The organism is Methylocystis silviterrae, from assembly GCF_013350005.1.
Classification (GTDB): Bacteria; Pseudomonadota; Alphaproteobacteria; order Rhizobiales; family Beijerinckiaceae; genus Methylocystis; species Methylocystis silviterrae.
Map to the genome: position 1 here is coordinate 17905 of NZ_JABVWW010000017.1, position 24315 is coordinate 42219.

Here is a 24315-nt window from a genome sequence, read left to right on the forward strand (position 1 = left end):
ATCATGAGCGAAGAAATCAATTACGACATTTGCATCATCGGCGCCGGATCGGCCGGCCTCTCGATCGCGGCGGGCGCGGCGCAAATGGGCGCGCGCACAGTGCTGGTCGAAGCAGGGCGCATGGGCGGCGACTGCCTGAACACCGGCTGTGTGCCGTCGAAATCGCTTCTGGCGGCGGCCAAGGCGGCGAAAGCCATGCGCGGCGCTAGGCGATTTGGCGTCGAAGCCGGCGAGCCGCATGTCGATTTTGCGGCCGTCATCGCGCATGTGCACGACGTCATCGCGTCAATTGCGCCGCATGATTCCGTGGAGCGTTTCGTTGAATTGGGCTGCACGGTGATCCAATCCCGCGCCCGCTTCATCAACGAGCGGACGATTGAAGCCGGCGGCAAGACCTTACGCGCGCGACGCTTTGTCGTTGCCACCGGCAGCCGCGCCGCTATCCCTGCTATCCCGGGGCTGGACGAAGCTCCCTATTTTACCAACGAAACGATCTTCGACAATACGGTACTCCCTGACCATCTACTGGTGATTGGCGCCGGGCCGATTGGCTGTGAGATGGCGCAGGCGCACCGCAGACTTGGCGCAAGAGTTACGCTGCTCGACATCGGGCCTATGCTCCCGAAGGACGATACAGAGGCGGCGGACGTAGTACGAGAAGCCTTCGTAGCCGAAGGGATCGACATTTCTGAGAAAGTCGAGATTACACGGATCGAAAAAAGACATGACGGCGTCGCCGTCGTATTGCGTCGTGACGCTGATGAGCAACGCATCGAAGGCTCACATCTGCTGATCGCTGCGGGCCGAGAGCCCAATGTCGAGAATCTCGGCCTCGATGCCGCAGGCGTGCGCTGTTCCGCCGCTGGAGTCGAGGTCGACGCCCGCCTGCGCACGACCAACAAACACATCTTCGCCGCCGGCGACGTGACCGGTGGACTCCAGTTCACTCACATGGCCAACTATCACGCCGGAATTATCATTCGCAACGCGCTGTTTCGCCTACCGGCTAAGAATAAGCCGGAGGCGTTCCCCTGGGTTACCTATACCGATCCCGAGCTTGCCCAAGTAGGGCTTACGGAAGCGAAAGCGAAAGACCGACACGGCGATAGCGTGCGTATTTTGCGTGCCGAATTCAAGGACAACGACCGCGCTCGCGCAGAGCGCGAGACGCAAGGCTTTCTCAAGGCCGTGACGACCAAACGTGGACTTGTCCTCGGCGCGACGATCGTCGGACATAATGCGGGCGAACTGATTGCGCCCTGGACGCTGGCGATCTCTCAAGGGTTGAAGATCGGCGCTCTCGCAAACATCATTATGCCCTATCCCACGCTCAGCGAGATCAGCAAAAGATCTGCTGGGAGCTATTACACACCAACGCTGTTCTCTCCCCGCACTCAAAGATTGGTGCGATTCCTGAGGATTTTCGGATGAGTTTCAAACGACTCGCGCCTTTGCTGCTTCTGGCCGCGTTCATCGCAGCGGCTTTCGCGCTTCGCCTTGATCGCTATCTCACGCTCGACGCCTTGCGCGACAATCGCACGGCGCTCACGGCTCTTGTCGAATCTCACGCGATCGTCGCCGCTATCGGGTTTCTCCTCGCTTATGCTGGCGTGGTCGCATTATCCCTGCCCGGCGCAACAATCATGACGCTAGCCGGGGGCTTCCTATTCGGCGTGCCGTTCGGAGCGACGCTGACCGTTGTTGGAGCAACCTTGGGCGCGACGCTGCTGTTCATCATCGCGCGCTCGGCGCTTGGCGACGTGCTGCGTGCGCGGGCCGGCCCCTTCCTCGCTCGCATGGCCGAAGGTTTTCGCAAGGACGCCTTCAGCTATCTGCTCTTCTTGCGTCTCGTCCCGGCGTTTCCTTTCTGGGCGGTGAATCTGGCGCCAGCTCTCCTTGGGATGCGTCTTGCGCCATATGTGGCGGCAACGGCCCTCGGCATCGTGCCAGGCACGACGGTTTACACGGCGTTTGGCGCAAGTCTGGGACAAGTCTTCTACGCGGGCGGCGAGGTGCGTTTGAAGGATGTTTTCAGCCCCACGCTGATCGCCGCTCTCGTCGGTCTCGGCGTCCTGTCGCTTCTGCCGATTGCTCTCCGCCGCTTTCGCGAAGCCAGACGCTAAGCCCTTTCGCGTCATCTCCACAGAAGTCGCAAAATGTCCGTTGTCGCCGCCAAAGAAATCACGGAATATCCTTGGTTCGTACGCCTCTTCTTCTGGAAGCAGAAGCGCACCTATGGCCGCGTCCTCGACCCCGGCTTGCTGTGGGGGCGAACTCCCTGGCTCTTTGCCGCTGTGGCCTTGCTTTGCGGCGCGTTGGATTGCCGATCCTCGCCGCTGTCGCCGGCGCTTCGATCGCTGGTGACCGTGCGCATCTCGCAAATCAATCACTGCGCATTTTGCGTCGATATCAATTCGGCGACGCTGACGAAGCGCGGCGTCGCCATGGCCAAAATCGAAGCGCTTAACGCGTGGCGTGACAGTTCGCTCTTTACGCTTGAGGAACAACTCGCCTTGGAATACGCCGAAGCAATGACCGTCACGGAGCCGGGCGTTAGCAAAGAGTTCCGCGCAAAACTGAAGCGACAATGGCAAGACGACGTCATCGTGGAATTAACCGGCCTGATCGCATTCCAAAATCTGTCGTCCAAATTCAACGCGGCGCTCGACGTGCCACCCCAAGGCTTTTGCAAGCTGCAACGCGATCCAGCACAGACTCACTCGTAAAATAACACCCCGCGCTAGCGATGGAACGCGATGCTCACAAATGGCCGGTCAAAGCCAGGACAAAGGCTTGGCCGATCCGCGATCCAACCGCAATATTAGGCTATTCACGCCTTTAGGTGCGCAGTTACCCAACGCACCGATCGAATTGAAGCATTCTTTTTGCGAATATCTCGCTCTCTCGGCATGGACATAGGAGCAGGACGAGCAAGTTCTGTGGCGGGCAAACCCATCGCATTTCCGTGCCTCCATTCGGGCAGCAGTCCCCGGCGAGGTTCCTCGTAGCGCGAGTGATCAAGGGACTATGTGAGCGTGCATTCGCGGATTTTTCTCCCGAAACATCAGCGTCAAATCATTTCTCGGTACGAACGCCGATTTTCGCGCTGAAGTGCTGAAGCCTCTCAACGCCTGGTTCAAGCGAACAAGGCTGGGCGCCAGCGCTTGTCATCTTCGTAACCCACATGTCCGCGCTCGCGGGAACACCGCACGCTAATTGAGCGCCGCAGACGACGAGTTGCAGCGCCTTGCGAAACATTGGGGAATTCGCGCTCCACAGTTCCCGGCCGTCACCGCCCGATGAAACCTCCATGCCCTTCGATTCGAAGACTCCATAGTCGAGAAATGAACTCCCCGCCGAAACAATCGCCGGACGGGTTCTAGTTCTCCGGTGGTCCCAAGGGAGGCACGCTCGTGAACGTCATAACAACCGCTCTTTCAATCTATGCCGCGGCAGCAGCGGTCATCCTCGTCGTCACAGTGCTCATCACCATTTAGGTGTCGTCATGGCGCATGGTCATCCGTCCCTTTCCCATCAGCTCGCGCCAGAAAGCCCAGCATTGTCCGTCCTTGCCGAGGAAGACCATCGTCGCCCTTATCGAACGGCGGGCCAAACAGAATTGGGCCGTGAGGATATATCGGAGGCACACCCTGATCGATTGGCGCCACAACCCGGTTCAATCGAGGCGATGCGTCTGATCGTCGCTCAGGATTTGATGTGATGGCTCAGTTGAGATCGCTTGCGCCTATCCCCTGGTTCGATCGACACGCTGCTCGAAGCCCGCGTTGACGTGTCGGTCCATCGCGATGCGCCCCTTCGCACGCCTATATGTAACTTTCTTCGCCAGCTGACGAACTTACTTGCATCGATAATGCCCGACGTCGAAGCCAATCCTGGATCTGTCAACGCGCGACGCTGACCTGGTTGGATCGAAATATCATGTCCGATGTGACTGGAAAGGAATAAAGCAATGAAGAATCTGACCTCCCCCTTGGCATTCGCGTTCGCTCTCGCCGCCTTCTCGGCGCAGGCTGCTGATCTTCCCTCCAGGAAAGGGGTTCCTGTCTATGCGCCTATTCCGCCTGCGTTCACATGGACAGGCCTTCATGCAGGTCTGAACGCTGGTTATGGTTTCGGCGAACGCTCCGATTTCAACGGCTTCGTCGGCGGCGGACAGGTTGGTTACGATCAGCAAATTGGGCGGATGTTCGTTGTTGGCGTCGAGGCGGATTTTCAAGGCGCCGACATCAAGACTCGTGACGGCGGCAGCTTCTTCGGCGACATTTTCGGTTCTTCGCGACAGAAGCTTGAGTGGTTTGGCACTGTGCGCGGCCGCGCCGGCGTCACGCCATTCGATCCGCATTTCCTCGTGTATGGGACGGGCGGCTTCGCTTATGGCCAGGTGAGACAGGGGTTCAGCGGCTTCACGGACACGCAGACCGGCTGGACGGCCGGCGGCGGCGTAGCCTGGGCGCCGCCGATGCTGCCGAACTGGTCCGTCAAGGTTGAATATCTCTACACGCGCCTGAACAACAACTCGGGGAACTCGTTCTTCCTTGCCGATCGGCGGGACACGCGATTCCACACCGTTCGCGCGGGCGTAGATTATCACTTCAATCTTTTCGCGGCGGCGCCGATCCTGGCGAAATTCTAGTCGTCGAGGCGGCGGGCAAAAATCGAATATGGCGTCCGCCGCCGCTCGACCACACGATCCCGCTCCGCTTGCACGAAGCCGATCAGACAATCCGACAGCCAATCGTCTCTGGCGTGGCCTAACAGCTCCAGGAGAATCATGCGATGCAAAGAATCCCCGAAGCAATTGGTGTGCGTAATCGTATCTCCGTCGTTATCCGCGCGATCTGCTTTTTCGTATTTATGTCCGGCGCAGCAACCGCCGCCGAACTCGTAGACCTCTTTCGGGACGCAGCGGCCGGCGCGCATATAAGGGTCGATCATTCGATCTGGGATCGCCTTCTGCAAACCTATGTCAAGCCCGACGCTAACGGCCTCAACCGCGTCGACTATTTCGCCTTCAGAGAAGGCGGTCACGCGGAATTGAAGCAGTACCTCGCTCAGCTGCAAGCCGTCGATCCACGCATACTCGATCGGGCTGAGCAATTTGCTTATCTCGCCAATCTCTATAACGCAAAGACGATCGATATTGTGCTCGATCACTATCCAGTGTCGTCGATCAAGAACATCTCGCTCGGCGGCGGTCTGTTCGCTGCGTTCACTGGCGGACCATGGAAAGCCAAGGTTCTGACGCTGCAGGGCGTCGAATTCAGTCTGGACGACATCGAACACGGCGTGCTGCGGCCGCTGTTCAAGGATGCGCGCGCACACTACTCTGTCAATTGCGCCTCCGTCGGCTGCCCCAATTTGCATGCCCACGCCTTCACCGGCGGGAAGCTCGACGCTCAGCTCGACGCCGCTGCGAGAGCCTATGTCAACAATCCGCGTGGGGCGAGCCTCACGCGCGGCAAGCTCGTTGTGTCGTCAATCTATGAATGGTTCAAGGCAGATTTCGGCGGCAGCGACCAAGGCGTGCTGGCGCATCTGCGCAAATACGCGGCACCGGACCTCAAGGCGAAGCTCGATGGCGTGAAAACGATCAGCGACAATCGTTACGATTGGTCGCTCAACGACGTCGAGCGCTGAAACACAAAGCCGCGACGAAGTGGCGGCTCTCATTGTGGCGCTCCGATAAGCGACGCAACCAGAAGATTGCAGTCAGGGAAGCGTGAAGATGACCAAGCTTACGGCGCCGGCGCGACCGGCTTCCTACGACAAGAAAGTTGTGCTCGTCCTGCAAGGCGGCGGCGCCTTGGGCAGCTATCAGGCCGGCGTCTACGAGGCGCTCTCGGACTCGGAATATCCCCCCGACTGGGTGGCGGGAATCTCGATCGGCGCGATCAATGCGGCGATCATCGCCGGCAACGCTCCGGGCGATCGGGTGACGCGTTTACGCGAGTTTTGGGAAGGGATCACCGCGCCTACGGCATTTTGGCCGCCGGGCCTGACCGGCGCGCTCGGCGCCTGGCAGCGAAAGGCGAGCGGACTTGCCGCGCTGACGTTCGGTCAGCCAGGTTTCTTCGCGCCGCGCGCGGCGCATGAATGGTTTTTCGGCGTTTCGCCGATGAGCTATTACGCCACGAGCGCGCTGAAAAGCACGCTAGAACGACTCGTCGATTTCGACCGCATTAACGATCTCAGAGAGATGCGGCTCAGCGTCGGCGCGGTCAATGTGCAGACAGGCCGCTTCGCCTATTTCGACAGCGCTGAGATAGCCATTCGCCCCGAGCATGTCATGGCCAGCGGCGCTCTGCCGCCAGGCTTTCCGCCCGTCGAGATCGACGGCGAACATTACTGGGACGGCGGCCTCGTCTCCAATACGCCGCTGCAACATGTCCTCGACTACTATCCGCGTCGCAGCCGTCTTTGCTTCCAGGTGGATGTCTTTCAGGCCTTTGGCCAGTTGCCGAACAATCTTGAAGAAGTCAGTGAGCGCGAGAAAGACATCCGCTATTCCAGCCGCACGAGGGTGGGCACGCAAAGCTTCCACGAGCGGCACCAAGTTCGCCATGCAATCAACGAGCTGTATGAAACGCTGCCGGACGAGATCAAAGAAACCGAGCAAGCCCAGCAGCTGTATGAATATGCTTGCGTCACCAGAATGGACATCGCCCAGCTCATCTATCGTCCGCTCGAACCACAGGGCGCGTCGAAGGACTACGAGTTCGAACGCGCCTTGATGAACGATCGCTGGGCGCATGGCCTCGCCGACGCGCGCGCCACCTTGCATGCATCGCCATGGCTGACGCCAATGCCGCGTGAAATCGGCGTCCGCGTCTTCGATGTGATGCACGACATTCTGGCCGCGAAATTCGACGCGGCCGCAGGGGACGCCTCCGAAGAAAAGGTTGGGGAAGGGAGGGCTCGGGAGCCTGCATCTCTACCCAGGATGGTCCGCGCCGCACAACCAGCGCTGGCCGGCGCAAAACCCGCCTGAGGAGCAATCGAGCATGGATGCCGAGGATGTGAAGCGCGCCGCCTTCGCCATGCCGATGGCCAGCCCCTCTTTCACGCGCGGGCCGCATCGCTACACGAACCGGGAGCATCTGATTGTCACCTATCGCACGGACCGCGCGAAGCTAGAAGAAGCGACACCCGAACCGCTTGTCAGCGACGATGCGATCGTTCGTTTTGAATTCATGCGAATGGAGAGCGGCACTGGCTTTGGGCGCTATTCCGGCGCCGCGCAGCATATCCCGGTAAAATTCGCCGGGCAGCCAGGCGCGTACACGCACAGCATGTTTCTCGACGCGCATGGACCGATTTCCGGCGGACGCGAACTATGGGGATTTCCGCAGAAACTGGCCGCGCCGCGACTTTCCGTGGAACATGACACGCTCGCGGGAACGCTCGACTATGGGCCGGCGCGGGTGGCGACGGCCACCATGGGTTACAAGCATCACGCGCTCGACGAGACGGAAGCTATGCGAATTCTGCAGGAGCCTGGCTTCCTCCTGAAGATCATTCCGCATGTCGATGGAACGCCGCGAATTTGCGAGCTTGTTCGCTATTTCCGTCGCGACATTGTGGTCAGGGGCGCATGGAGCGGTCCCCGCGCGCTGGAACTGCATCCACACGCCCTGGCGCCCGTGAGCGATCTGCCGGTTTTGGAGATTGTCGCCGGCGTGCATCTCGTCGCCGACTTCACGCTCGACCTCGGAGAGGTCGTCTTCGACTATCTCGCACAATGACATTTTCCATCACCGGGGCGTCGCCATGAAAGCGCATGACATTCGCAGGCAAGCTTTCTGCATGCCTCTGCATAGCCCGTCCTATCCGCCGGGCCCCTATCGCTTCGTCGATCGCGAATATCTCATCGTCACCTATCGGACGGATCGCGCCGCGCTCGAGAAGGTCGTGCCAAAGCCCCTGGAGATCGTCGACCCTATCGTGAAGTATGAATTCATCCGCATGCCCGACAGCACGGGCTTCGGCGACTATACCGAATCCGGCCAGGTGATCCCCGTGCGCTTCAATGGCGAGATGGGCGGCTATGTACACGCCATGTTCCTCGACGACGACCCGCCGATCGCCGGAGGACGTGAGCTGTGGGGCTTTCCCAAGAAGTTGGCGTCGCCGGCGCTAGCGGTCGAGCATGACACGCTTTACGGCTCGCTCGATTATGGTCCGGTGCGCGTCGCGTCCGGCGCAATGGGATACAAACACCGCGCGATGGATGCGCAAGCCGCGGCGCGCGCGCTGGGCGAGCCGGGCTTCCTGCTCAAGATCATTCCGCATGTCGATGGAACGCCGCGAATCTGCGAGCTCGTCCGCTACCAGCTTGGCGACGTCGCGCTGAAGGGCGCCTGGACCGGCCCCGCCAGTCTGGAGCTCCATCCGCATGCGCTTGCGCCAGTGGCCGATCTTCCCGTCCGGGAGGTGATCTCTGGCGTTCATCTGCTCGCCGACCTCACGCTCAATCTCGGCGAAGTCGTTCACGACTATCTCGCCACCTGAACGCATATTTAAAGGATGAGCCTCCAATGAAGCGCTTTGAAGACAAGGTCGTCGTCGTCACCGGCGCCGCGAGCGGTATCGGTAAGGAGATCGCGCATGCTTTCGCCGCGCAGGGGGCGCGCGTGGCCATCGCCGATCTGAAGAAGGATGCGGCAGAGGCGGCCGCCGCCGAGATCGTCGCCTTGGGCGGCGTCGCCATGGGTCTTGAGATGGACGTAAGCGACGAGGCGGCGGTGAATGCCGGCGTCGACGCGGCTCACGCCGTCTACGGACGCATCGACATCCTCGTCAGCAACGCCGGCATTCAGATTGTCCATCCGGTGCACGAGTTCCCCTTCGATCAATGGAAGAAGATGCTCGCCGTTCATCTCGACGGCGCCTTTCTGACGACGAAAGCTTGCTTGAAATATATGTATGCCGCCAATGCCGGTTCGGTCGTCTATATCGGGTCCGTCCATTCGAAGGAGGCGTCGCCGCTCAAGGCGGCCTATGTGACGGCCAAGCATGGCCTGCTCGGGCTCGCCCGAGTGGTGGCGAAGGAGGGCGCAAAACACAACGTCCGCGCCAATGTGGTCTGCCCGGGCTTTGTGCGAACGCCGCTGGTCGAAAAACAGATCCCCGAGCAGGCGAAGGAGCTCGGCATCAGCGAGGCGGAGGTCGTCAGGAACGTCATGCTGCGGGAAACGGTCGACTGCGAATTCACAAGCATGGAAGACGTCGCTGAAGCGGTGATGTATTTCGCTGGCGCGAACTCCAACGCGCTCACGGGACAGTCGCTGATCGTCAGTCATGGCTGGTTCATGGAATAGGTTCCGGCCGAATTAAAGATATGGATCGATACAAAAATGCACGAACAGATGCCTCGCTCGGCGCGCGCCACACCTATTCGCCATTCTGGCTGTTGCTGGCGCTCCTCTCCGCCGCCAAGGCGGAAAGCGTATTGGTCGATCCGGCCCGGATGCTCTCGACAGCGAAGCGGATCGATTTTGTTGGCCGCAATGATTTCAACGTCGAGCGGACCGGGCAAGGCGTGTTCCTTCGCAGCGTTCCACAAAAATCCGCCTCCGGCGTCTATCAAGCGGTGGGGCTGGACGGCGGGCAACTGACGCGTATCCGTTGGCGGTGGCGCGTCGATCAACTTCACGAGACGGCGGATGTGCGCAAGCTCGCAACCAAGGATTTCGGAGCGATGGTGATGTTCGTCTTCGGCAAGCCGTCGTTCCTCAATCGCGACGTCCCGACGCTCGGCTATGTGTGGACGGCGACCCCTATTCCCATTGGAACGATTGTTCGCTCACAGCGCTACAAGAGCCTTGCCTATGTCCAATTGCGCGGCCGCGCCGACGTTGGCCGTTTGCGCGTCGAAGAGCGCAACGTCGCCGCCGATTACAGAAACGCTTTCGGCAAGGAGCCGGGAGAGTTGAAGTTCATCGCGGTGTTCAGCGACAACGATCAGACATACGAGCCGGCTTCCGCACTGTTTGGCGCCATCGTCGACGCGCGCCGGTAGTGATTGACCTTCGAGTTCCCGGTTATCGCTAGTAGTCCAGATGTTCGTTGATCCATATCGCGTCGATGAACTCAGCTGCCATGTCGCTCCGCACGAATTTTCAACTGGTCGTTCATTGCGACGAAGCCTTGCCTCGTCGCTGCCAGCATGGATCCTCGCATGATGAGCGGAGCTAAAAGTCCAGAGAATCTCTCGCCGTGTGTGAGACGAGTGGCGCAAGGACCCATCTGATAGAGCAGGAAGTAATTCTCGCCAGCGAAAATCCAACGTGCCATCAACGCGCCGGCCCAGCGAAGTTCGCATTCCGCGCTCTACAACAAGCGCCCTCGGTTTGAATGTCATGCCCGCCTGACCGGGCGGAGCAATTTGCACGCTCAGGCGGTTTCCGGGAGCGAGCGGTCCAGAGATTGCCCGAATGAAAGGGTTCCACGGCGACATCGCAGGGAAGTCGGTGAGGATGCCCCAGATTATCATCCGGGACGCCTCGATGGTGATTTGCGTGTCGATTGCTAACATCGCCCGGGCTTATGGTGTCGTTAAAGAACGCTGCGTCCCGCCGTTCCCCTCTAGATAGCGGAATCGACCGGACGCGGATTTTATCTGATTCTCGTCAGCCTGAGCCCCTCACGCGGCCTCCCACACACGCGAGGCGAATACATCGTCCACCGGCGTATGAAAAACGTGGTTTGTATAGTTACTGATGGTCTTGACGCTGATGGCGAGAATGACGCCGAGAATGTTCTTCTCGCTATATCCTGCCGCGAAGAACGCTCGCGCATCGGCGTCGGTTGGACGTCCCCTCGTTTCGAGCATTGTTTCGACAAAATCTGCGAGCGACCGCAGTTTATGGTCGGCGATAGGGCGGCCGTCACGTATGGCGTCCGTCACATCCGCGGGAACCTTGGACATCTGGTCGGCGACGAAGCTGTGGGCCGCCATGCAGTAGTGGCAACCGTTCCAGCGGCTGATGACGAGGAAGATGATTTCCTGCTCGATCGGCGTGAAGCCGCATTCCTGGCGGAAGGCGGCATAGCTCGAGGAATAAGCCTCGAATAGCGCTGGCTGGTTCGCCATGGCCCCGTACATTTTCGGGACAAAGCCCATTTGGCGCTTGGAAGCTTCCAGCAGTGACTTCGCCTTTCCTGTCGCGGTCTCGATCGTGAGCAGGGCGAGTTCCTTGATACGGTATGTGTTCGTCATTCGCGGTCTCCCTAGTTATCGTCCGGCCAAACGGCGCAAATCGCCGTCGCTCATCGGCTGACCGCCGACTCCCCATGCGCCGGGCGGCACATCCTCGATAACGACCCAAGTCGCCTGTCGCAGACCTTCGCCTTCGACCGACAACACGGCGTCCGTCACCTTCGAAATGAGCTCCTTTTTCTGATCGAGCGTCAGATAGCCGCTGATTCCCTTGATGTTCACGAGTGGCACGTCGCTTCTCCTCATCTGCTTATTTGTCGATTGACGCAGCGATTCAGGCAGGTAAATATGATTTGGACAAGTACGCACTAATATTTCATATAGTATCAAATTATATACTGTGAGGTGGGCCATGAGAAAACAACGTCATCAGACCTACACCTGCTGTCCGCTGGAGGCGGCGCTCGACGTCATGGGCAGCAAGTGGAAAGCGACGATCCTCTTCCGGCTGTTGGATGGAACGCGCCGTTTCAATGAACTTCGCCGGCTGATGCCAAATGTTACGCAGCGCATGTTGACCATCCAGCTGCGGGAGCTCGAAGCAGACGGAATGATCCGGCGTAAGGTCTTTCCCGAGGTGCCGCCAAAGGTCGAATACTCGCTGAGCGAATTGGGACGCACGCTCGAGCCGCTGCTGCGAGAACTTTACCAATGGGGTCAAACCCACATTCAACGGCGACTGCCAGGCGCCGCGACTGAACCGCCCAGCGGTTCCAACGAGAGAGATGCACGGGCGCCGAGTAATTGATCGCTCCCTTGCCACGCACACCAAGGGCGGAAACGGCATGACGAATTCGCAAAGCGACGACGCGAAAATTGCGCGCGAACGGCGTTGGCAGGAGCTGATGCGCGCCGCGCAAGACGGCGATAACGCAGCCTATGTCTGGCTGTTGTCCGAGATTCTCCCCATGCTTAGGCGCGTGGTCGCCTACAAATGGCCCCGCGCGCCGGACGTCGAGGACGTCGTTCAGGAAGTCTTGCTGTCAGTGCACACTGTCCGGCACACCTATGACCCGGCGCGCCCCTTCATGCCCTGGCTCATGACGATAGCCACCCGTCGCACAATCGACGCGGCGCGGCGGCGAACCGCCAGAAGCGCGAACGAAACGACAGTAGACGTCATGCCTGAAACCTTTTCGGGCGACGACACGAAGAGCGAACAGGAGATCAGCGATGATCAGGACGCCATTCGACACGCCCTGGCCCAGTTGCCTGACGGACAACGCGAAGCGGTAGAACTCATGAAGATGAAGGGATTGTCGCTCCAGGAGGCGTCGATCGAGACGGGCAAGAGCGTTGCGTCGCTGAAAGTTAGCGTGCACCGGGCCATGAAATCCATGCGTGAAGCGATGAAGAGAGAGAATTGACGGCCATGCAATCCGAGGAACTCATTCGTCGTCTCGCCGCATGCGCCGAGCCCGTGCGCCGTCTGCCCCACCCAATATGGCGCGCGGCGACTTGGTTCATGCTTTCTCTCGCATACGCGGCGGGTCTGGTGTTCGCCATAGGTTTGCGTCCGGATTTTTCCGCACAAGTCACGGAACCGCGATTTGTAATCGAGATTGCGGCGGCGTTGCTGACGTCGATGATGGCCGCAGCAGCAGCTTTCTGCTCGACATGCCCCGGCCGACCTCTGTGGGAGCGGCTCGCGCCTTTTCCCTTCCTCATCGCCTGGCTGGCGACTCTTGGAGAAGGTTGCTGGCGGGATTGGAGCCTGCTTGGACCGCAAGGTCTTTCTGTCGAGCCGGAATTCGGTTGCTTCTGGAAGATTGTCGCGTCAAGCGCCGCGCCCGCGATCCTCATCCTGGTCATGGTTCGTAGAGGCGCGCCTATTGCGCCTTACCTGACGACCTGCTTGGCGACGCTCGCCGCAGCATCTTTGAGCGCCGCGGCGATGCTCTTGTTTCATCGCCAGGAGTCCAGCGTCATGGTGCTCGTATGGCAGTTTGGCTCGGTGATCGCGCTGTCGGGCGTCGCCGCGCTGTTTGGCCGGCGTCTGCTGTATTGGCGAACGGTTAATCTCGGACCGGTCGACGACGAGCGAAATTCTCACTGCTAGCGGTGGCGCTTTTGCATCATCTCGAGCCGGCTGAAAAGGCGAAATCATGAATATTCAGGTTGTGAAGGATTACTACGGTAAAACGCTTCAAGGCTCCGAGGATCTCAAGACCAAGGCTTGCTGCACGCCCGACAACATTCCGGAGCGGGTCAAAGCGCTACTGGCGAATATTCATAGCGAGGTCTTGGCCAAATATTACGGATGCGGACTCATTGTTCCCGAGTTGCTGGAGGGTCGCCGCGTTCTGGATCTCGGCTGTGGCTCGGGGCGCGACGTTTATGCTCTTGCTCAACTCGTCGGCTCGTCGGGCGAAGTAGTCGGCGTCGACATGACATCGGAACAGTTGGAGACCGCGCAAGCCCATATTGGCTGGCATATGGACAGATTTGGCATCAAGCACAGGAACGTGCGCTTCCTTCAGGGCTATATCGAACGCCTCAACGAGCTTGGTCTGGAGGCCGGAAGCTTCGATGTCGTCGTCTCGAACTGCGTCCTTAATCTCTCCGTCGATAAGCCTGCGGTGCTGAAAGGCGTGTTTGACCTGCTGAAGCCCGGCGGCGAATTTTATTTCGCCGATGTCTATGCCGACAGGCGCCTCGACGAGGCGGCGCGCCTCGACCCCGTCGTCTATGGCGAATGCCTCGGCGGCGCGCTCTATTGGGGCGATTTCCTCGCGCTGGCGAAGGCCACCGGTTTTGGCGATCCGCGTCTGGTGACGAGCCGGCCGCTCGAAATTACCGATCCCGAAGTCGCGGAAAAAGTTGGCGCGGCTCGTTTCTATTCGGCGACCTATCGGCTGTTCAAAATCGACGAGCTCGAGCCCGCTTGCGAGGACTATGGACAGGCCGTGATTTACAAGGGCGGCGTCCCCGAAGCGGAACATGTGTTCACGCTCGACAGCCACCACGCTATCGAGAAAGGACGGATTTTTCCGGTGTGCGGCAATAGCTGGCGCATGCTCAAGGAAAGCCGCTTCGCTGCGCATTTCGATTTTTTTGGCGATTTCGCGACACACTACGGCGTCTTTCCCGGCTGCGGGACGAACATTCCCTTCATGGGCGAACGCGCCCGGGACAAGGGTGAGGGAGATTGCTGTTGACGGCTCGGCTCGCCTTGCCTGCGCTGGCCCTCGCCACAGCCCCAATATTTCCGAGGCAGCGCTCCATGAAATCGCATCGCTCACCGCTCGTAGTGCGCGCCGTCGCGGTCGGTTTGGCGCTTCTGTTCTGCCCTGTCGTTCAGGCCATTCGAAAATAAACTCACGCTCACCGGCTCCAGCACCATCGCGCCGCTCGCGGCTGAGATCGGCAAGCGCTTTGAAGAGCTAAACCCTGGCGTTCGCGTGGATGTGCAGTCGGGAGGCTCGTCGCGCGGCGTGGCGGACGCGCGCTCCGGCCTCGCCGACATCGGCATGGCGTCGCGCGCGGCCAATTCGGACGAGACGGACCTAAAGTTTTTCGCGATCGCGCGCGACGGCGTCGGCGTCATCGTACATCGGAGCAATCCCGTGCGTTCACTCACCGACGAACAGATCGTCGCGATCTATGCCGGAAAGATCGTGGACTGGAGCGCGGTCGGCGGCAAGGCCGGTCGGATCACGGTCGTTAACAAGGCAGAGGGCCGTTCGACCCTCGAATTGTTCCTGAGTTATTTCAAGCTGAAGAACAGCGAGATTAGAGCGCAGGTCGTCATCGGCGACAATCAGCAGGGAATAAAAACGGTCGCCGGCAATCCGGGCGCCATCGGCTATGTGTCGATCGGCTCGGCGGAGTATGAGGCCGGCCACGGCGCGGCCATCAAGCTGCTGCCGATGAACGGGGTCGCCGCATCGGTCGAAAATGTCCGCAATGGAAGCTTTCCGCTGGCGCGGCCGCTAAATCTCGTCGTTAAGGCGGAGCCGAACGGTCTCGCCAAAAGCTTCGTCGATTTCGCTCGCTCGAATGCCGTCCATGATCTTGTCGAGGCGCAGTTCTTTGTCCCCGTCGGTCCGCGACGCGCGGCTGGCGGGCGCATTGACGTTCGCGGCGCTGGCTGTCTCCGCGTTGTTTGTCCTGATCATCCTGTTCATCTTCGAAGAGTCCTGGCCGGCGCTCCGGCAGATAAACCCCGCGCGATTTCTTCTCGACCGGGCATGGCATCCTACTGAGAGGCTTTATGGACTCCTGCCCATGCTGTCGGCGTCGCTGGCGGCTTCCGCCGGCGCGTTGCTACTCGCTGCTCCGCTCGGCGTCGCGTCGGCGCTGTTTTGCCGTCATTACGCGCCGCCGTTGATCGCTCGGGCTTTTCGCTGGGCGATCATTCTCTTATCGGGCGTTCCATCGGTGGTGCTCGGACTGTGGGGGCTGACCGTGATTGTCCCGCTTATCGGACAAATCGAGCCGCCCGGCGCCAGCCTTCTCGCGGGCATTCTGATCCTCACGCTGATGATTGCGCCGACCATCGCTCTGACCACGGAAGCGGCGCTTGCGGCCGTTCCCGAAGCCTATTGGCGGGGCGCGGCGGCGCTCGGATTGTCGCGAGAAGGCGCTATCGCGCATATCGTGCTCCCTGCGGCGCGCGCCGGGATCGCCGCCGGCGTGCTTCTGGCGGCGGCCCGCGCGCTCGGCGAAACGATGGCCATCGTGATGGTCAGCGGCAACGTCGTGCAGACGCCGACAAGCCTATTCGACCCGGTGAGAACGCTCACCGCTAATATCGCCCTCGAAATGGCCTATGCGACGGGAACGCATCGGGCGTCGCTGTTCGTTTCAGCTCTGTTGCTAACAGCGGCGATTCTGGCGCTGGCGGCGGCGGCATGGTGCCTGACGACGATGCGCGCCGATGCGTGACGCCGTTTCAACCGCACGGCGGTCACCCTCCATCCGGGACATTCTGATCCAGGCCGCGATCTGGAGCGCCGTATCGCTCGTCGCCTTGGCGTTTTTCTGGCTGCTCGCCGATTTGCTAAGGCATGGCGCGCAGCGTCTCGATTGGGCTTTCTTGACGGCGCTGCCGAAGAACGCCGGCCGAGACGGCGGCGTTGCGCCCATCCTCGTCTCCACGTTGCTGATCGTCGCCATCGCAATGGCGCTTGCGGCGCCGCTTGGACTGGCGACCGCCATCTTTCTTTCGGAATTCACGCGGGTGGGCGGGAGGCTGGCGCGATGGACGAGCCTGAGCCTCGATGTCCTCGCCGGAACTCCCTCGATTGTGTTCGGCCTATTCGGCAGCGCCTTCTTTAGCGCCTTTTTGGGCCTTGGCTTCTCGATCCTCTCTGGCGGCATGACGCTGGCTTGCATGGCTCTTCCTATCCTGATCCGAGCCACTGAAGCTGGCCTGCGGATGGCGCCGGGCGAATGGCGCCTCGGCGCAGCCGCGCTTGGCGTTTCAAGGGCGACGCTGCTGTGGCATGTTCTCGTTCCGGCGGCCGCGCCGTCGCTCGCCGCCGGTCTGATGCTGGGGATCGGCCGGGCGATGGCGGAGACGGCGGCGCTCATCTTCACCAGCGGCTATGTCGATCGCATGCCGTCCTCGCTGTTCGATTCCGGGCGCGCGCTCTCCGTCCACATCTATGATTTGACCATGAACGTCAGCGGCGGCGACCAGAACGCCTACGCCTCGGCGCTCGTGCTAATCATTCTTCTTATCGCCGCCAACAGTCTGGCGTTATGGCTGTCCGACAGGATGTTTGGCCAAAGGATCACATCGTCATGACGCAGGCAGATGAAAGTCGCGGCGCCGATACGCATGGCGCTTATACGCTGAAGCCCCTGGTCGCGGGGCCGCCCTGCTGCGAGCCGAAAAAGCTGATCGGCGTCGAGAAACTCTCACTGCGCTACAATGGCGTGCCGGCCTTCGAGGATGTGAGCCTTGACATTTATCGCGGTTGCGTCACGGCGCTGATCGGTCCTTCCGGCTGCGGCAAGACGAGCTTCCTTTCGAGTATCAATCGGCTGAGCGATCTCATTCCGGGATGCGAAGTCGAAGGACGCATCACCGTCGACGGAGAAAACATTCGCAATCCGAGGGCGGACGTTCAGGCATTGCGGCGGCGTATCGGCATGATCTTCCAAAAGCCCAATCCGTTTCCATTGTCGATCCGGCGCAATCTCGAAATGCCGCTCAAAGAGCACGGCGTCAAAATCCGCGCCGAGCTCGACGAGCGCGTATGGCGGGCGCTCGCCGACGTCGGTCTGTGGGACGAAGTCAAGGATCGGCTCGACACGCCGGCCTTAGCGCTTTCGGGCGGCCAGCAGCAACGTCTGTGCATTGCCCGAGCCCTTGCTCTACGCCCTGACGTGCTGCTGATGGATGAACCCTGCAGTGCGCTCGATCCACTCGCTTCGGCCGTCGTCGAGGATCTGATCGCAAGCCTGAGAGGTCGCTACACCGTGGTCATCGTAACCCACAATCTGGCGCAAGCGCGGCGCATCGCTAATTACGCAGGCTTCTTCTGGGTGAAGGAACGGGCCGGCGCTTTGATCGAGTTCGACCATTGCCACCGAATTTTCGAGGCGCCTCGTCATGAACTGACAGCCGCTTATGTCGGCGGCCGACGCGGCTAGTGTCTTCCGCCGCAAGGGATTGCCGATTCGGCGACGAAGTTGCGTCAGCCCAGAAAGCCCCTAGTCGCGCCGCAGAGCCTCACGGCCGATGATGTAGAGAATCTTGACGCCGGCGCCGATAACGCCCTTGATCGTGCCCGAAACCTTGGACATGCCGATTCGACGTCGGTAGCGAACAGGAATTTCGATAGTTCGGACGCCGTGCTTGACCGCACGCACCTGCATCTCCACGGTCCAGCCGTAATTTTCGTCCGTAAGCGCCAATTGCTCGAGGGTGACGCGTCGGACGGCGCGGAACGGTCCGAGGTCCGTAAAACGCGCGCCCCAGATCGATCGCATCAAGAGACAAGCCAACCAATTGCCGAACAATTGTTGAGGCGTGAGCGCACCGGCCTCGCACTCTCCAAGCGTTCGCGAACCGACGACGAAATCCGCCGAACCATTGGCGATTGGCGCGACCAATGCCGCCATCTCGGTTGGATCGTCGCTGGCGTCGCCGTCGAGGAACACGATCACGTCGACGGGCGGAGTCGCGGCGAGCGCGGTAAGGCAGGCGCGGCCATAGCCTGGTCGCGGCTCGCGCACGACGACCGCCCCATGCTTGGCGGCGATCTCGCGTGAGCCGTCGCTCGAATTGGCATCGGCGATGACAATAATTGTGGCCCACGCGGGTATAGCCGTGAGCACTGTTGGCAATGCCGCCGCTTCGTTCTTAACGGGTATAATGACGCCGACCGAAAGATTCCCAGGCGCATTCGCGGACGTCATGTGGTCACGGCTTCATGCGATCGCTGCGGTGAGCGCAATAGCCGCCATGACAGCCACGCCCAAACCGGCCCCGCATGCAAAAGGGCGACCCCGTTTTGAAACACTGCGCGCTCCCCCATCTCCGCCAAGGGGAAGAATAAATAGTAAAAAGGCAGCGTCGCCGAGGCGAGAAGCAGCGGCCAGCATCGCGTCACCACCGCCAGCGGCAGGAACCACAACGCATACCAAGGGAATTGCGCCGGCGACAAATAAAAAACCGTCGCCGCGACGGCGAGCGTGCGGGAAAGAAGATCACGCAAATCATTGACGGGCCGCGCCGCGATCAGCAAGGCGATGGCCGCGCTCGCGACGGCCAATGCGAAGCGTAGGAGGTTGCCGGTCCAGACGTTGTCGTTGCCTGCGACCCACTTCAGCACTCCCGACAACCAGGCGAAGGGGGCGTTGTTGTTATGCCAGAGCGTAGCGTAGCCGCTCAGACCAGAGTGGCCGGAGAAGGCGGCGGCGAAGAGCGGCGCGAGCGCGGCGCCCGCGATAAGCGCGAAGACAATGGCCGCCGGGACGAAGCGTCGCCAAGTAGGTAAACCGCTTCTCGCCATGAGGGGCGCGAGCAGCGCCGGCCAGATTTTGACGCCGACGGCGAGCGCGAGCAGCGCCGCGGAGAGAACGAGCCTCTTTCGGTACGCCGCCAATATGGCGCCGAGCACGAGCGGCGGCAGCAGCGCGTCGACATGGACGGCCGCGGCGCCCGAGAGAACCGCAAGCGGATTGCACCAATAGAGCGCCGCCAATATGCGAGGTTGGCCAAGTTCCGCTAGTAGCGCAAGAATGACGCCAAGCGTCGCGATGTCGGCAAGCAGAAGAATGAGCCGCAGACCATCGACGCTCCCGGGCGCTAAAAGATGCGTGGCGGCGAAAACCAGCTGCGCGAACGCTGGATAGATCGAAGTGTATTCGGGGAAGTTGATGCGATCGAGCGTTGGCCGCCCCGTCGCAGCAAGTTCGAGAAGCGCTGGCGGAATCGACACGCCATGCCTGACTTGTTCAGGCGAGAAAGCATAGGGATTGGAGCCCGCGGCGACAACGGCGCCGTCCCATAGATAGCGGTGAAAATCATCCTCGAGCGGAGCCTCTGCTCCGAACCAGACAAGCCGCATGGCAAGTCCAACGCAGATCATTAGCCAAAAGGAACGCGCGAGCGCGCCGTCATTGGCGAGGGAACGCGCGCAAAGAAGGCCGACGAGCGCCGGCCCCGACAATAGCGCCACGAGCGGCGCGGCGTCGGCCAGTTGCTTGACCGCCGCATGCGTGAACCCGGGGCTCAGCATGGCCAGCGCGATCTGGCTTATCAGGAGCAACAAGAGGACGCCAGTGATGCGGGTCATCAGCGCGCGTCCAGCGTTCGTTGGAACAATCCCCGCCAAGCCTCGTCATAGGGGTGGATCATTGTCGCAGAACCGGTCGCGTTGACGATATCGCGATCCTCTGCAAACCAACGGAAAATGCCGCCGCGCAGATTATACGCTGCAGTGGCTCGATAACGCGCGATGGATGGCACGATCCGTTTCAGCATGATCGCGCTACGTATTCCCACCGAGCAATAGAATACAGCGCTACGGCCTTCCAGCCCGCGTCCATGCTCCGATAAGAAGCGCTCCGCCGTCATGCCCGGGTCGATATTGATAGCGCCGGGCAGGTGGCTCATTTCAAATTCTTGTCTATCGCGCACATCGAACAACACCCCATCGCCACGCCCCAACGCCTGCGCGACATCCAGTGCCGATATTTCAGGAACAGGATGAATCGCGGCGACCGCTCGCTCGATATCGCTCAATGAAACATCCGCATCTGTTGGATCGGGCAATGTTGAAACCGACAAGCCCCGCGACGTTGCAATTCCGAGGACAAGAGCCACACAAGCATATTTTACAAGCGTCGTAGATCTACTGTGCGATATTGGCCTTAAAGCGCGTCGCATTGTTGTATCTCCGAAGAGCGCACAAACCAAATCGCTGATGGAGCTCCCGACGTTTATTTCGCGGTGCCCCGAGAAAAGTTACTGGCCCCTGGCACGACCATGCGCCGTTATTGTCCATGATGACGACTGACAGTCGTAACCTTCGCGGGCAATGAGGCGAAGAGCTTCGAATCGAAATGAACCGGAGGCGACACTATGATTGACGCAACGTCGCCCCAAGCGACGCATGACGCCATCGCCGTCGGGCTGATGTGCAAGCCGCCGCGTCCCGGCCTTACGAAAACACGTCTCGCGACAAGGGTTGGGGCGGTTCTCGCCGCTGAGCTGTCGGAATGCTTTTTACGCGATGTCGCGCGGCTGATTGCGAGTCTCGAGGTGAGCGATCGGGTGCAGGGCTTCGGATTATATACCCCGGCCGACGCCGCCGCGGAAATCCGGGCGCTTCTCCCTGCCTCGTTTCGACTGGCGCCTCAACAGGGCGCCGATTTCTGCGTGGTCGTGCATCGCGCCATCGCTGGGCTCCTCGAACAACATCCCGCGGGCGCTATCCTCATCAATGCGGACAGTCCCACGCTTCCGACCGCCATTTTGGCGGAAGCGGTTCGCGCGCTCCGACCACCCGGCGAACGCGTCGTGATCGGTCCCGCCAGGGACGGCGGCTACTACTTGATCGGCCTCAAGACTGCATATTGGGCCTTGTTCCGCGACATGCCCTGGAGCACGCCCGAGGTCTGCCGCATCACGATTGACCGCGCACGGGCAATCAGCTTGCCCGTCGTTCAGCTTCCCGTCTGGTACGATGTCGACGACGCGAGCAGCCTTGCCGATTTATTCGATGAACTCGGCGGCGCACAGCCGGGTTTTATCGGCCTGCAGCACAGGAACTCAAGTGACCAAGGCGCAAAAGCCTATCCGCCAGCCCCCGCGCCCGCCACACGCGCTCTTCTTCAGTCCCGCCCGATGATTGGCCTACGCCCTAACGAGATGTTCGAAATGGAAGGGGACTAGCGCAGTGAGCCCTGAAACGCGCCTTCACGAACGAATTGACCGGGTCGAATGCGCCAAGGGATTCTGCATCGCCTTTGTCGTCATGATGCATTCGACGCTGGCCGTCGAGGCCGTTTCTATGTGCTGTGGTGATGATCTAATTCGGATCGCAGGGAGTGCTATAAAACACTTTCTGGCTTTCGTGCGGCCGTTCGGTAGATTTGGTTCATCTATATGCCGCCGCTGTTCTTTGTCTTGGTCACAGCGCTCGCGATCATCGACAGAGGATGCTGTCCCGGCGGATGCCGCTTAGGGACGGTCGTCCCAGCGTAACGCACGAAAGTCGAAGTCGTCGTCGATGATCGGCTTGACGATCTGAAAATACGGCGACACGTCGAAATCCCGTGGCGTGAACAGTCCATGGTGACGGACGGTAAGAATTTCCTCGACGCAGCCGGGGCAATCGGGCGCGCTTGCGTCCCGCGCGCCGACGACCGGCAGGATCGGGTAACGGATGGATTGAAACGCCTGCGCGATCAGCGTCGAACAAATTGCGCGGGTCGGATCGCCACTGCCCAGAGCGATCATACGACGCCGGAACCGCTGTGGAACGGGTGGGGTTGGCATCAAATAGCGCGCAAGGTCAATAACGTTGCGTAGATCGTAACGATTACCCAAGCGTTTGATGACATATGCCGTTACCTCGCGGCGATCCTCGTCCTCCAATCCGACTGGACGGCAAACGCGGGTATGCGCGCCTGCGAACTCCTCGATTCCCACGGTTCGTACGCCTTCCACGATATCGACTTCGATAAAGCAATGGTCGACGTTTCCTCCCGCGTCTGTCAGATGCGAGCCGACATAAAGCGCGGCGTGCGACCATGTCGACTGGGTGAGATATTTGATAGCGGCGCTGACTCGGCTGTTTCCCTCGACGAGCAACACGTCGGCCGGACGCAGGCAGCCGAGCAGCAGGTCTGGGCGCGTCACCGGCCCAACACTGTGAATGTGCACGGGCGCCGAGAGGTAACGAGCAAGTCTGCCGCCGAGCCACCCAAGCGTTGATCCCATGACGAAAATCCTTGGAGCCGTTCGCCAAGAAAAAGCCTGCGTCAGTCGAAAGACGACAAGCGCGCAACAAGACCTTCCGTGAACCATTGCGCCAGAAATCCAGCGACTCGGTGCGTCACGTCCTCGCCGGCGCCATGGAACGCGAGAAGCGAGCAGATGTCAGAAAACTTTTGTCCCTTTAGCGCTTCGATCAGAGCCAGCCGCTCGTCCGGCGCGACGACCCGATAGGACGACTGATTGTCGCTTCGCCAAAACAGGACGCACTCATCGCCCTGCCCGATCCCCGGCGGCCACTCCTCATTGCTTGTCGCTTCATAGCGCGCCGCTGTCCCAACGGCGAGTTCCAGAAGCACGAAGCTCGGATGGAACTCGAAGGCGATATTCGGCCAGCTCTCGACAGGTATCTGCGCTAGCGCGTTGACCGGGAGTTGCGGTCCGTCTGCGGCGTCGAAGACGTCGGCGAGAGCGCGTTCGAATCGGGCGAGGTCGATCGCTTGAACGTCGTCTCGGAGACGCGCCGAATCTTTCATGAAACCGGGCAGACGCCCGCCGTACCAGCGAGCGCTGCGCACGTGCGACGGCGCCGACGCAATATACTCTTCGACGAGAGCGCCGAACGTTTCGTCGCCAAGATAATTGCGCAAAATAGGATAGTCGTTCGAGAGGAACTCCGCGAGGCGAAGCCGATAGGCGCTGTGGTAAACGGAGAAAAGCGTCGCGGCGTCTGTCTTCTTCGAGTCGGCGATTGAGTCGGGGACGATCTGATCCTCGCTCAGAATTCCGGCCTGAAACTTCCCCTGTAATTCGGCTAGGGACACGCGGCCACCCCCTCCTGCGCGAGGGTGGAGGCGCCAAATATCGACCTCGCGCGATCGAGTTCGGCGAGCAGCTCGCAAAACGGCGGGAAATTGTCGTCGCGCTCGATCATTGTCGAGACCTTGCCGAAGCGGCGGCAGGCGCTTTCGTATAGCGACCATACCTCATCGCAAATCGGCTGATCATGCGTATCAATTTTGTGCGTGCCGGCGTCGGAATGTCCCGCAAGGTGAAGTTGAATAACGCGCTCGGCTGGAATCGCTTCGATGAATTGCTGCTGATCGAACCCGTGATTAAATCCGGAAACAAAGACATTGTTCACGTCAAGCAACAGCCAACAATCGGCCCGCTCGGCCATTTCGCGCACAAATGTCCATTCGTCCATTTCGGATTCGCGGAATGTGACATAGGTCGACGCATTCTCGATCGCGATTCTTCGGCCAAGAAAATCCTGTACCCGCTTTATACGATCGACAACATGACTCAACGCCTCCAACGTATAGGGCACAGGCAAGAGATCGTGCAGGTTTACCCCATGCACGCCTGTCCAACATAAGTGATCGGAAATCCATTGCGGCTGAAAGCGATCGGCCAGCCGCTTGAGCGCTTTGAGGTAGTCGAAATCGAGCGGATCGGTGGAAGCCAGCGACATCGACACGCCATGCATGACGATCGGATACTCGGCGCGAACGCGCTCAAGCATGGCGAGCGGCCGCCCTCCCGGAACCAGGTAGTTTTCCGTGATGATCTCAAACCAGTCGACATTCGGCTTGGTTTCGAGGATGTCACGGTAATAGACCGGCCGCAGGCCAAGGCCAAAACCCAGTGGCGTAGGCTTGCTCATGTGCGATGTCTC

Annotated in this window: 27 protein-coding genes; 19 read left to right on the plus strand and 8 right to left on the minus strand. The window is 60.3% G+C overall.

All coding sequences use genetic code 11. The features are described from left to right. Positions 1–3: 3 nt before the first annotated feature. The 10 genes from HUN39_RS15105 to HUN39_RS15155 all read left to right on the plus strand — a co-directional run bounded on the left by HUN39_RS15105 (position 4) and on the right by HUN39_RS15155 (position 10039). Positions 4–1431 (plus strand): dihydrolipoyl dehydrogenase family protein, encoded by a 1428-nt coding sequence (locus HUN39_RS15105; RefSeq protein ID WP_175095311.1) that lies wholly within the window; start codon positions 4–6, stop codon positions 1429–1431. After that, positions 1428–2123 (plus strand): TVP38/TMEM64 family protein, encoded by a 696-nt coding sequence (locus tag HUN39_RS15110; RefSeq protein ID WP_175095312.1) that lies wholly within the window; start codon positions 1428–1430, stop codon positions 2121–2123. The genes HUN39_RS15105 and HUN39_RS15110 overlap by 4 nt, the downstream gene beginning before the upstream one ends. Before the next feature lie 33 nt (positions 2124–2156). After that, positions 2157–2726 carry a carboxymuconolactone decarboxylase family protein gene (locus tag HUN39_RS15115; protein ID WP_175095313.1) on the plus strand — a complete coding sequence of 190 codons (570 nt, stop codon included), beginning with the start codon at positions 2157–2159 and terminating at the stop codon, positions 2724–2726. A 1244-nt stretch (positions 2727–3970) separates the two neighbouring features. Then, positions 3971–4654 (plus strand): outer membrane protein, encoded by a 684-nt coding sequence (locus HUN39_RS15120; RefSeq protein ID WP_175095314.1) that lies wholly within the window; start codon positions 3971–3973, stop codon positions 4652–4654. Between the two features lie 143 nt (positions 4655–4797). Further along, the gene (locus HUN39_RS15130) at positions 4798–5658 is read left to right on the plus strand and encodes a DUF547 domain-containing protein (protein ID WP_175095316.1); all 861 of its coding nucleotides are present in this window, start codon (positions 4798–4800) and stop codon (positions 5656–5658) included. An 88-nt stretch (positions 5659–5746) separates the two neighbouring features. Then, on the plus strand, positions 5747–7009 hold the full coding sequence (locus HUN39_RS15135; protein WP_175095317.1) for a DUF3734 domain-containing protein: 1263 nt from the start codon (positions 5747–5749) through the stop codon (positions 7007–7009). A 13-nt stretch (positions 7010–7022) separates the two neighbouring features. Beyond that, positions 7023–7763 carry an acetoacetate decarboxylase gene (locus HUN39_RS15140; protein ID WP_175095318.1) on the plus strand — a complete coding sequence of 247 codons (741 nt, stop codon included), beginning with the start codon at positions 7023–7025 and terminating at the stop codon, positions 7761–7763. Positions 7764–7788: 25 nt separating this feature from the next. Beyond that, a complete protein-coding gene (locus tag HUN39_RS15145; protein ID WP_175095319.1) occupies positions 7789–8529 on the plus strand; it encodes an acetoacetate decarboxylase in 741 nt (246 codons plus the stop codon). Positions 8530–8555: 26 nt separating this feature from the next. Continuing rightward, positions 8556–9338: a 3-hydroxybutyrate dehydrogenase gene (locus HUN39_RS15150; RefSeq protein WP_175095320.1), complete on the plus strand. Its 783-nt coding sequence runs from the start codon at positions 8556–8558 to the stop codon at positions 9336–9338. A gap of 20 nt (positions 9339–9358) precedes the next feature. Beyond that, positions 9359–10039 (plus strand): DUF3047 domain-containing protein, encoded by a 681-nt coding sequence (locus HUN39_RS15155; protein ID WP_175095321.1) that lies wholly within the window; start codon positions 9359–9361, stop codon positions 10037–10039. A gap of 624 nt (positions 10040–10663) precedes the next feature. Here the strand turns inward: HUN39_RS15155 and HUN39_RS15160 are convergent. After that, on the minus strand, positions 10664–11239 hold the full coding sequence (locus HUN39_RS15160; RefSeq protein WP_175095322.1) for a carboxymuconolactone decarboxylase family protein: 576 nt from the start codon (positions 11237–11239) through the stop codon (positions 10664–10666). A 15-nt stretch (positions 11240–11254) separates the two neighbouring features. Beyond that, on the minus strand, positions 11255–11470 hold the full coding sequence (locus HUN39_RS15165; RefSeq protein WP_175095323.1) for a tautomerase family protein: 216 nt from the start codon (positions 11468–11470) through the stop codon (positions 11255–11257). Between the two features lie 121 nt (positions 11471–11591). Here HUN39_RS15165 and HUN39_RS15170 point away from each other — a divergent pair, with 121 nt between their 5' ends. From HUN39_RS15170 to HUN39_RS15205, 8 genes are all read left to right on the plus strand, one after another. Continuing rightward, on the plus strand, positions 11592–11987 hold the full coding sequence (locus tag HUN39_RS15170) for a winged helix-turn-helix transcriptional regulator (protein WP_175095324.1): 396 nt from the start codon (positions 11592–11594) through the stop codon (positions 11985–11987). 37 nt (positions 11988–12024) lie between these two features. Beyond that, positions 12025–12606 (plus strand): sigma-70 family RNA polymerase sigma factor, encoded by a 582-nt coding sequence (locus HUN39_RS15175; RefSeq protein WP_232366125.1) that lies wholly within the window; start codon positions 12025–12027, stop codon positions 12604–12606. A gap of 5 nt (positions 12607–12611) precedes the next feature. After that, complete coding sequence (locus HUN39_RS15180; protein WP_175095352.1) at positions 12612–13298, plus strand: NrsF family protein; 687 nt, start codon at positions 12612–12614, stop codon at positions 13296–13298. A 46-nt stretch (positions 13299–13344) separates the two neighbouring features. Then, positions 13345–14397, plus strand: coding sequence for a methyltransferase domain-containing protein (locus HUN39_RS15185; protein ID WP_175095325.1), 1053 nt, complete (start codon positions 13345–13347; stop codon positions 14395–14397). Positions 14398–14601: 204 nt separating this feature from the next. Next, positions 14602–15444: a phosphate ABC transporter substrate-binding protein gene (locus tag HUN39_RS15190; protein ID WP_332310773.1), complete on the plus strand. Its 843-nt coding sequence runs from the start codon at positions 14602–14604 to the stop codon at positions 15442–15444. Further along, positions 15341–16126, plus strand: coding sequence for a phosphate ABC transporter permease subunit PstC (gene pstC / locus HUN39_RS15195; RefSeq protein ID WP_232366129.1), 786 nt, complete (start codon positions 15341–15343; stop codon positions 16124–16126). The genes HUN39_RS15190 and pstC overlap by 104 nt, the downstream gene beginning before the upstream one ends. Beyond that, positions 16119–16991: a phosphate ABC transporter permease PstA gene (pstA, locus tag HUN39_RS15200; RefSeq protein ID WP_175095326.1), complete on the plus strand. Its 873-nt coding sequence runs from the start codon at positions 16119–16121 to the stop codon at positions 16989–16991. Before pstC ends, pstA begins: the two co-directional genes overlap by 8 nt. After that, the gene (locus tag HUN39_RS15205) at positions 16988–17842 is read left to right on the plus strand and encodes a phosphate ABC transporter ATP-binding protein (RefSeq protein WP_175095327.1); all 855 of its coding nucleotides are present in this window, start codon (positions 16988–16990) and stop codon (positions 17840–17842) included. Before pstA ends, HUN39_RS15205 begins: the two co-directional genes overlap by 4 nt. A gap of 60 nt (positions 17843–17902) precedes the next feature. On the opposite strand, the gene HUN39_RS15210 is transcribed toward HUN39_RS15205, so the two are convergent. The 3 genes from HUN39_RS15210 to HUN39_RS15220 are packed head-to-tail and all read right to left on the minus strand — an operon-like array spanning position 17903 to position 20441. Beyond that, positions 17903–18610, minus strand: coding sequence for a glycosyltransferase family 2 protein (locus HUN39_RS15210; RefSeq protein WP_175095328.1), 708 nt, complete (start codon positions 18608–18610; stop codon positions 17903–17905). Further along, positions 18607–19992, minus strand: a complete 1386-nt coding sequence (locus HUN39_RS15215) for a glycosyltransferase 87 family protein (RefSeq protein WP_175095329.1) — start codon at positions 19990–19992, stop codon at positions 18607–18609. The genes HUN39_RS15210 and HUN39_RS15215 overlap by 4 nt, the downstream gene beginning before the upstream one ends. After that, the gene (locus HUN39_RS15220) at positions 19992–20441 is read right to left on the minus strand and encodes a rhodanese-like domain-containing protein (RefSeq protein ID WP_175095330.1); all 450 of its coding nucleotides are present in this window, start codon (positions 20439–20441) and stop codon (positions 19992–19994) included. The genes HUN39_RS15215 and HUN39_RS15220 overlap by 1 nt, the downstream gene beginning before the upstream one ends. Positions 20442–20780: 339 nt before the next feature. Between HUN39_RS15220 and HUN39_RS15225 the strand changes: the two genes are divergently transcribed. Next, positions 20781–21593 carry a TIGR04282 family arsenosugar biosynthesis glycosyltransferase gene (locus HUN39_RS15225; RefSeq protein ID WP_175095331.1) on the plus strand — a complete coding sequence of 271 codons (813 nt, stop codon included), beginning with the start codon at positions 20781–20783 and terminating at the stop codon, positions 21591–21593. Positions 21594–21881: 288 nt separating this feature from the next. Here the strand turns inward: HUN39_RS15225 and HUN39_RS15230 are convergent, their stop codons facing one another. Genes HUN39_RS15230 through bufB form a run of 3 tightly spaced genes read right to left on the minus strand, consistent with a single transcriptional unit; the run spans position 21882 to position 24303 of the window. Next, the gene (locus tag HUN39_RS15230) at positions 21882–22643 is read right to left on the minus strand and encodes a YiiX/YebB-like N1pC/P60 family cysteine hydrolase (protein WP_175095332.1); all 762 of its coding nucleotides are present in this window, start codon (positions 22641–22643) and stop codon (positions 21882–21884) included. Between the two features lie 41 nt (positions 22644–22684). Further along, on the minus strand, positions 22685–23461 hold the full coding sequence (locus HUN39_RS15235) for an HvfC/BufC family peptide modification chaperone (RefSeq protein WP_175095333.1): 777 nt from the start codon (positions 23459–23461) through the stop codon (positions 22685–22687). Then, positions 23452–24303: an MNIO family bufferin maturase gene (bufB, locus tag HUN39_RS15240; RefSeq protein ID WP_175095334.1), complete on the minus strand. Its 852-nt coding sequence runs from the start codon at positions 24301–24303 to the stop codon at positions 23452–23454. The genes HUN39_RS15235 and bufB overlap by 10 nt, the downstream gene beginning before the upstream one ends. Between the last annotated feature and the right edge of the window lie 12 nt (positions 24304–24315).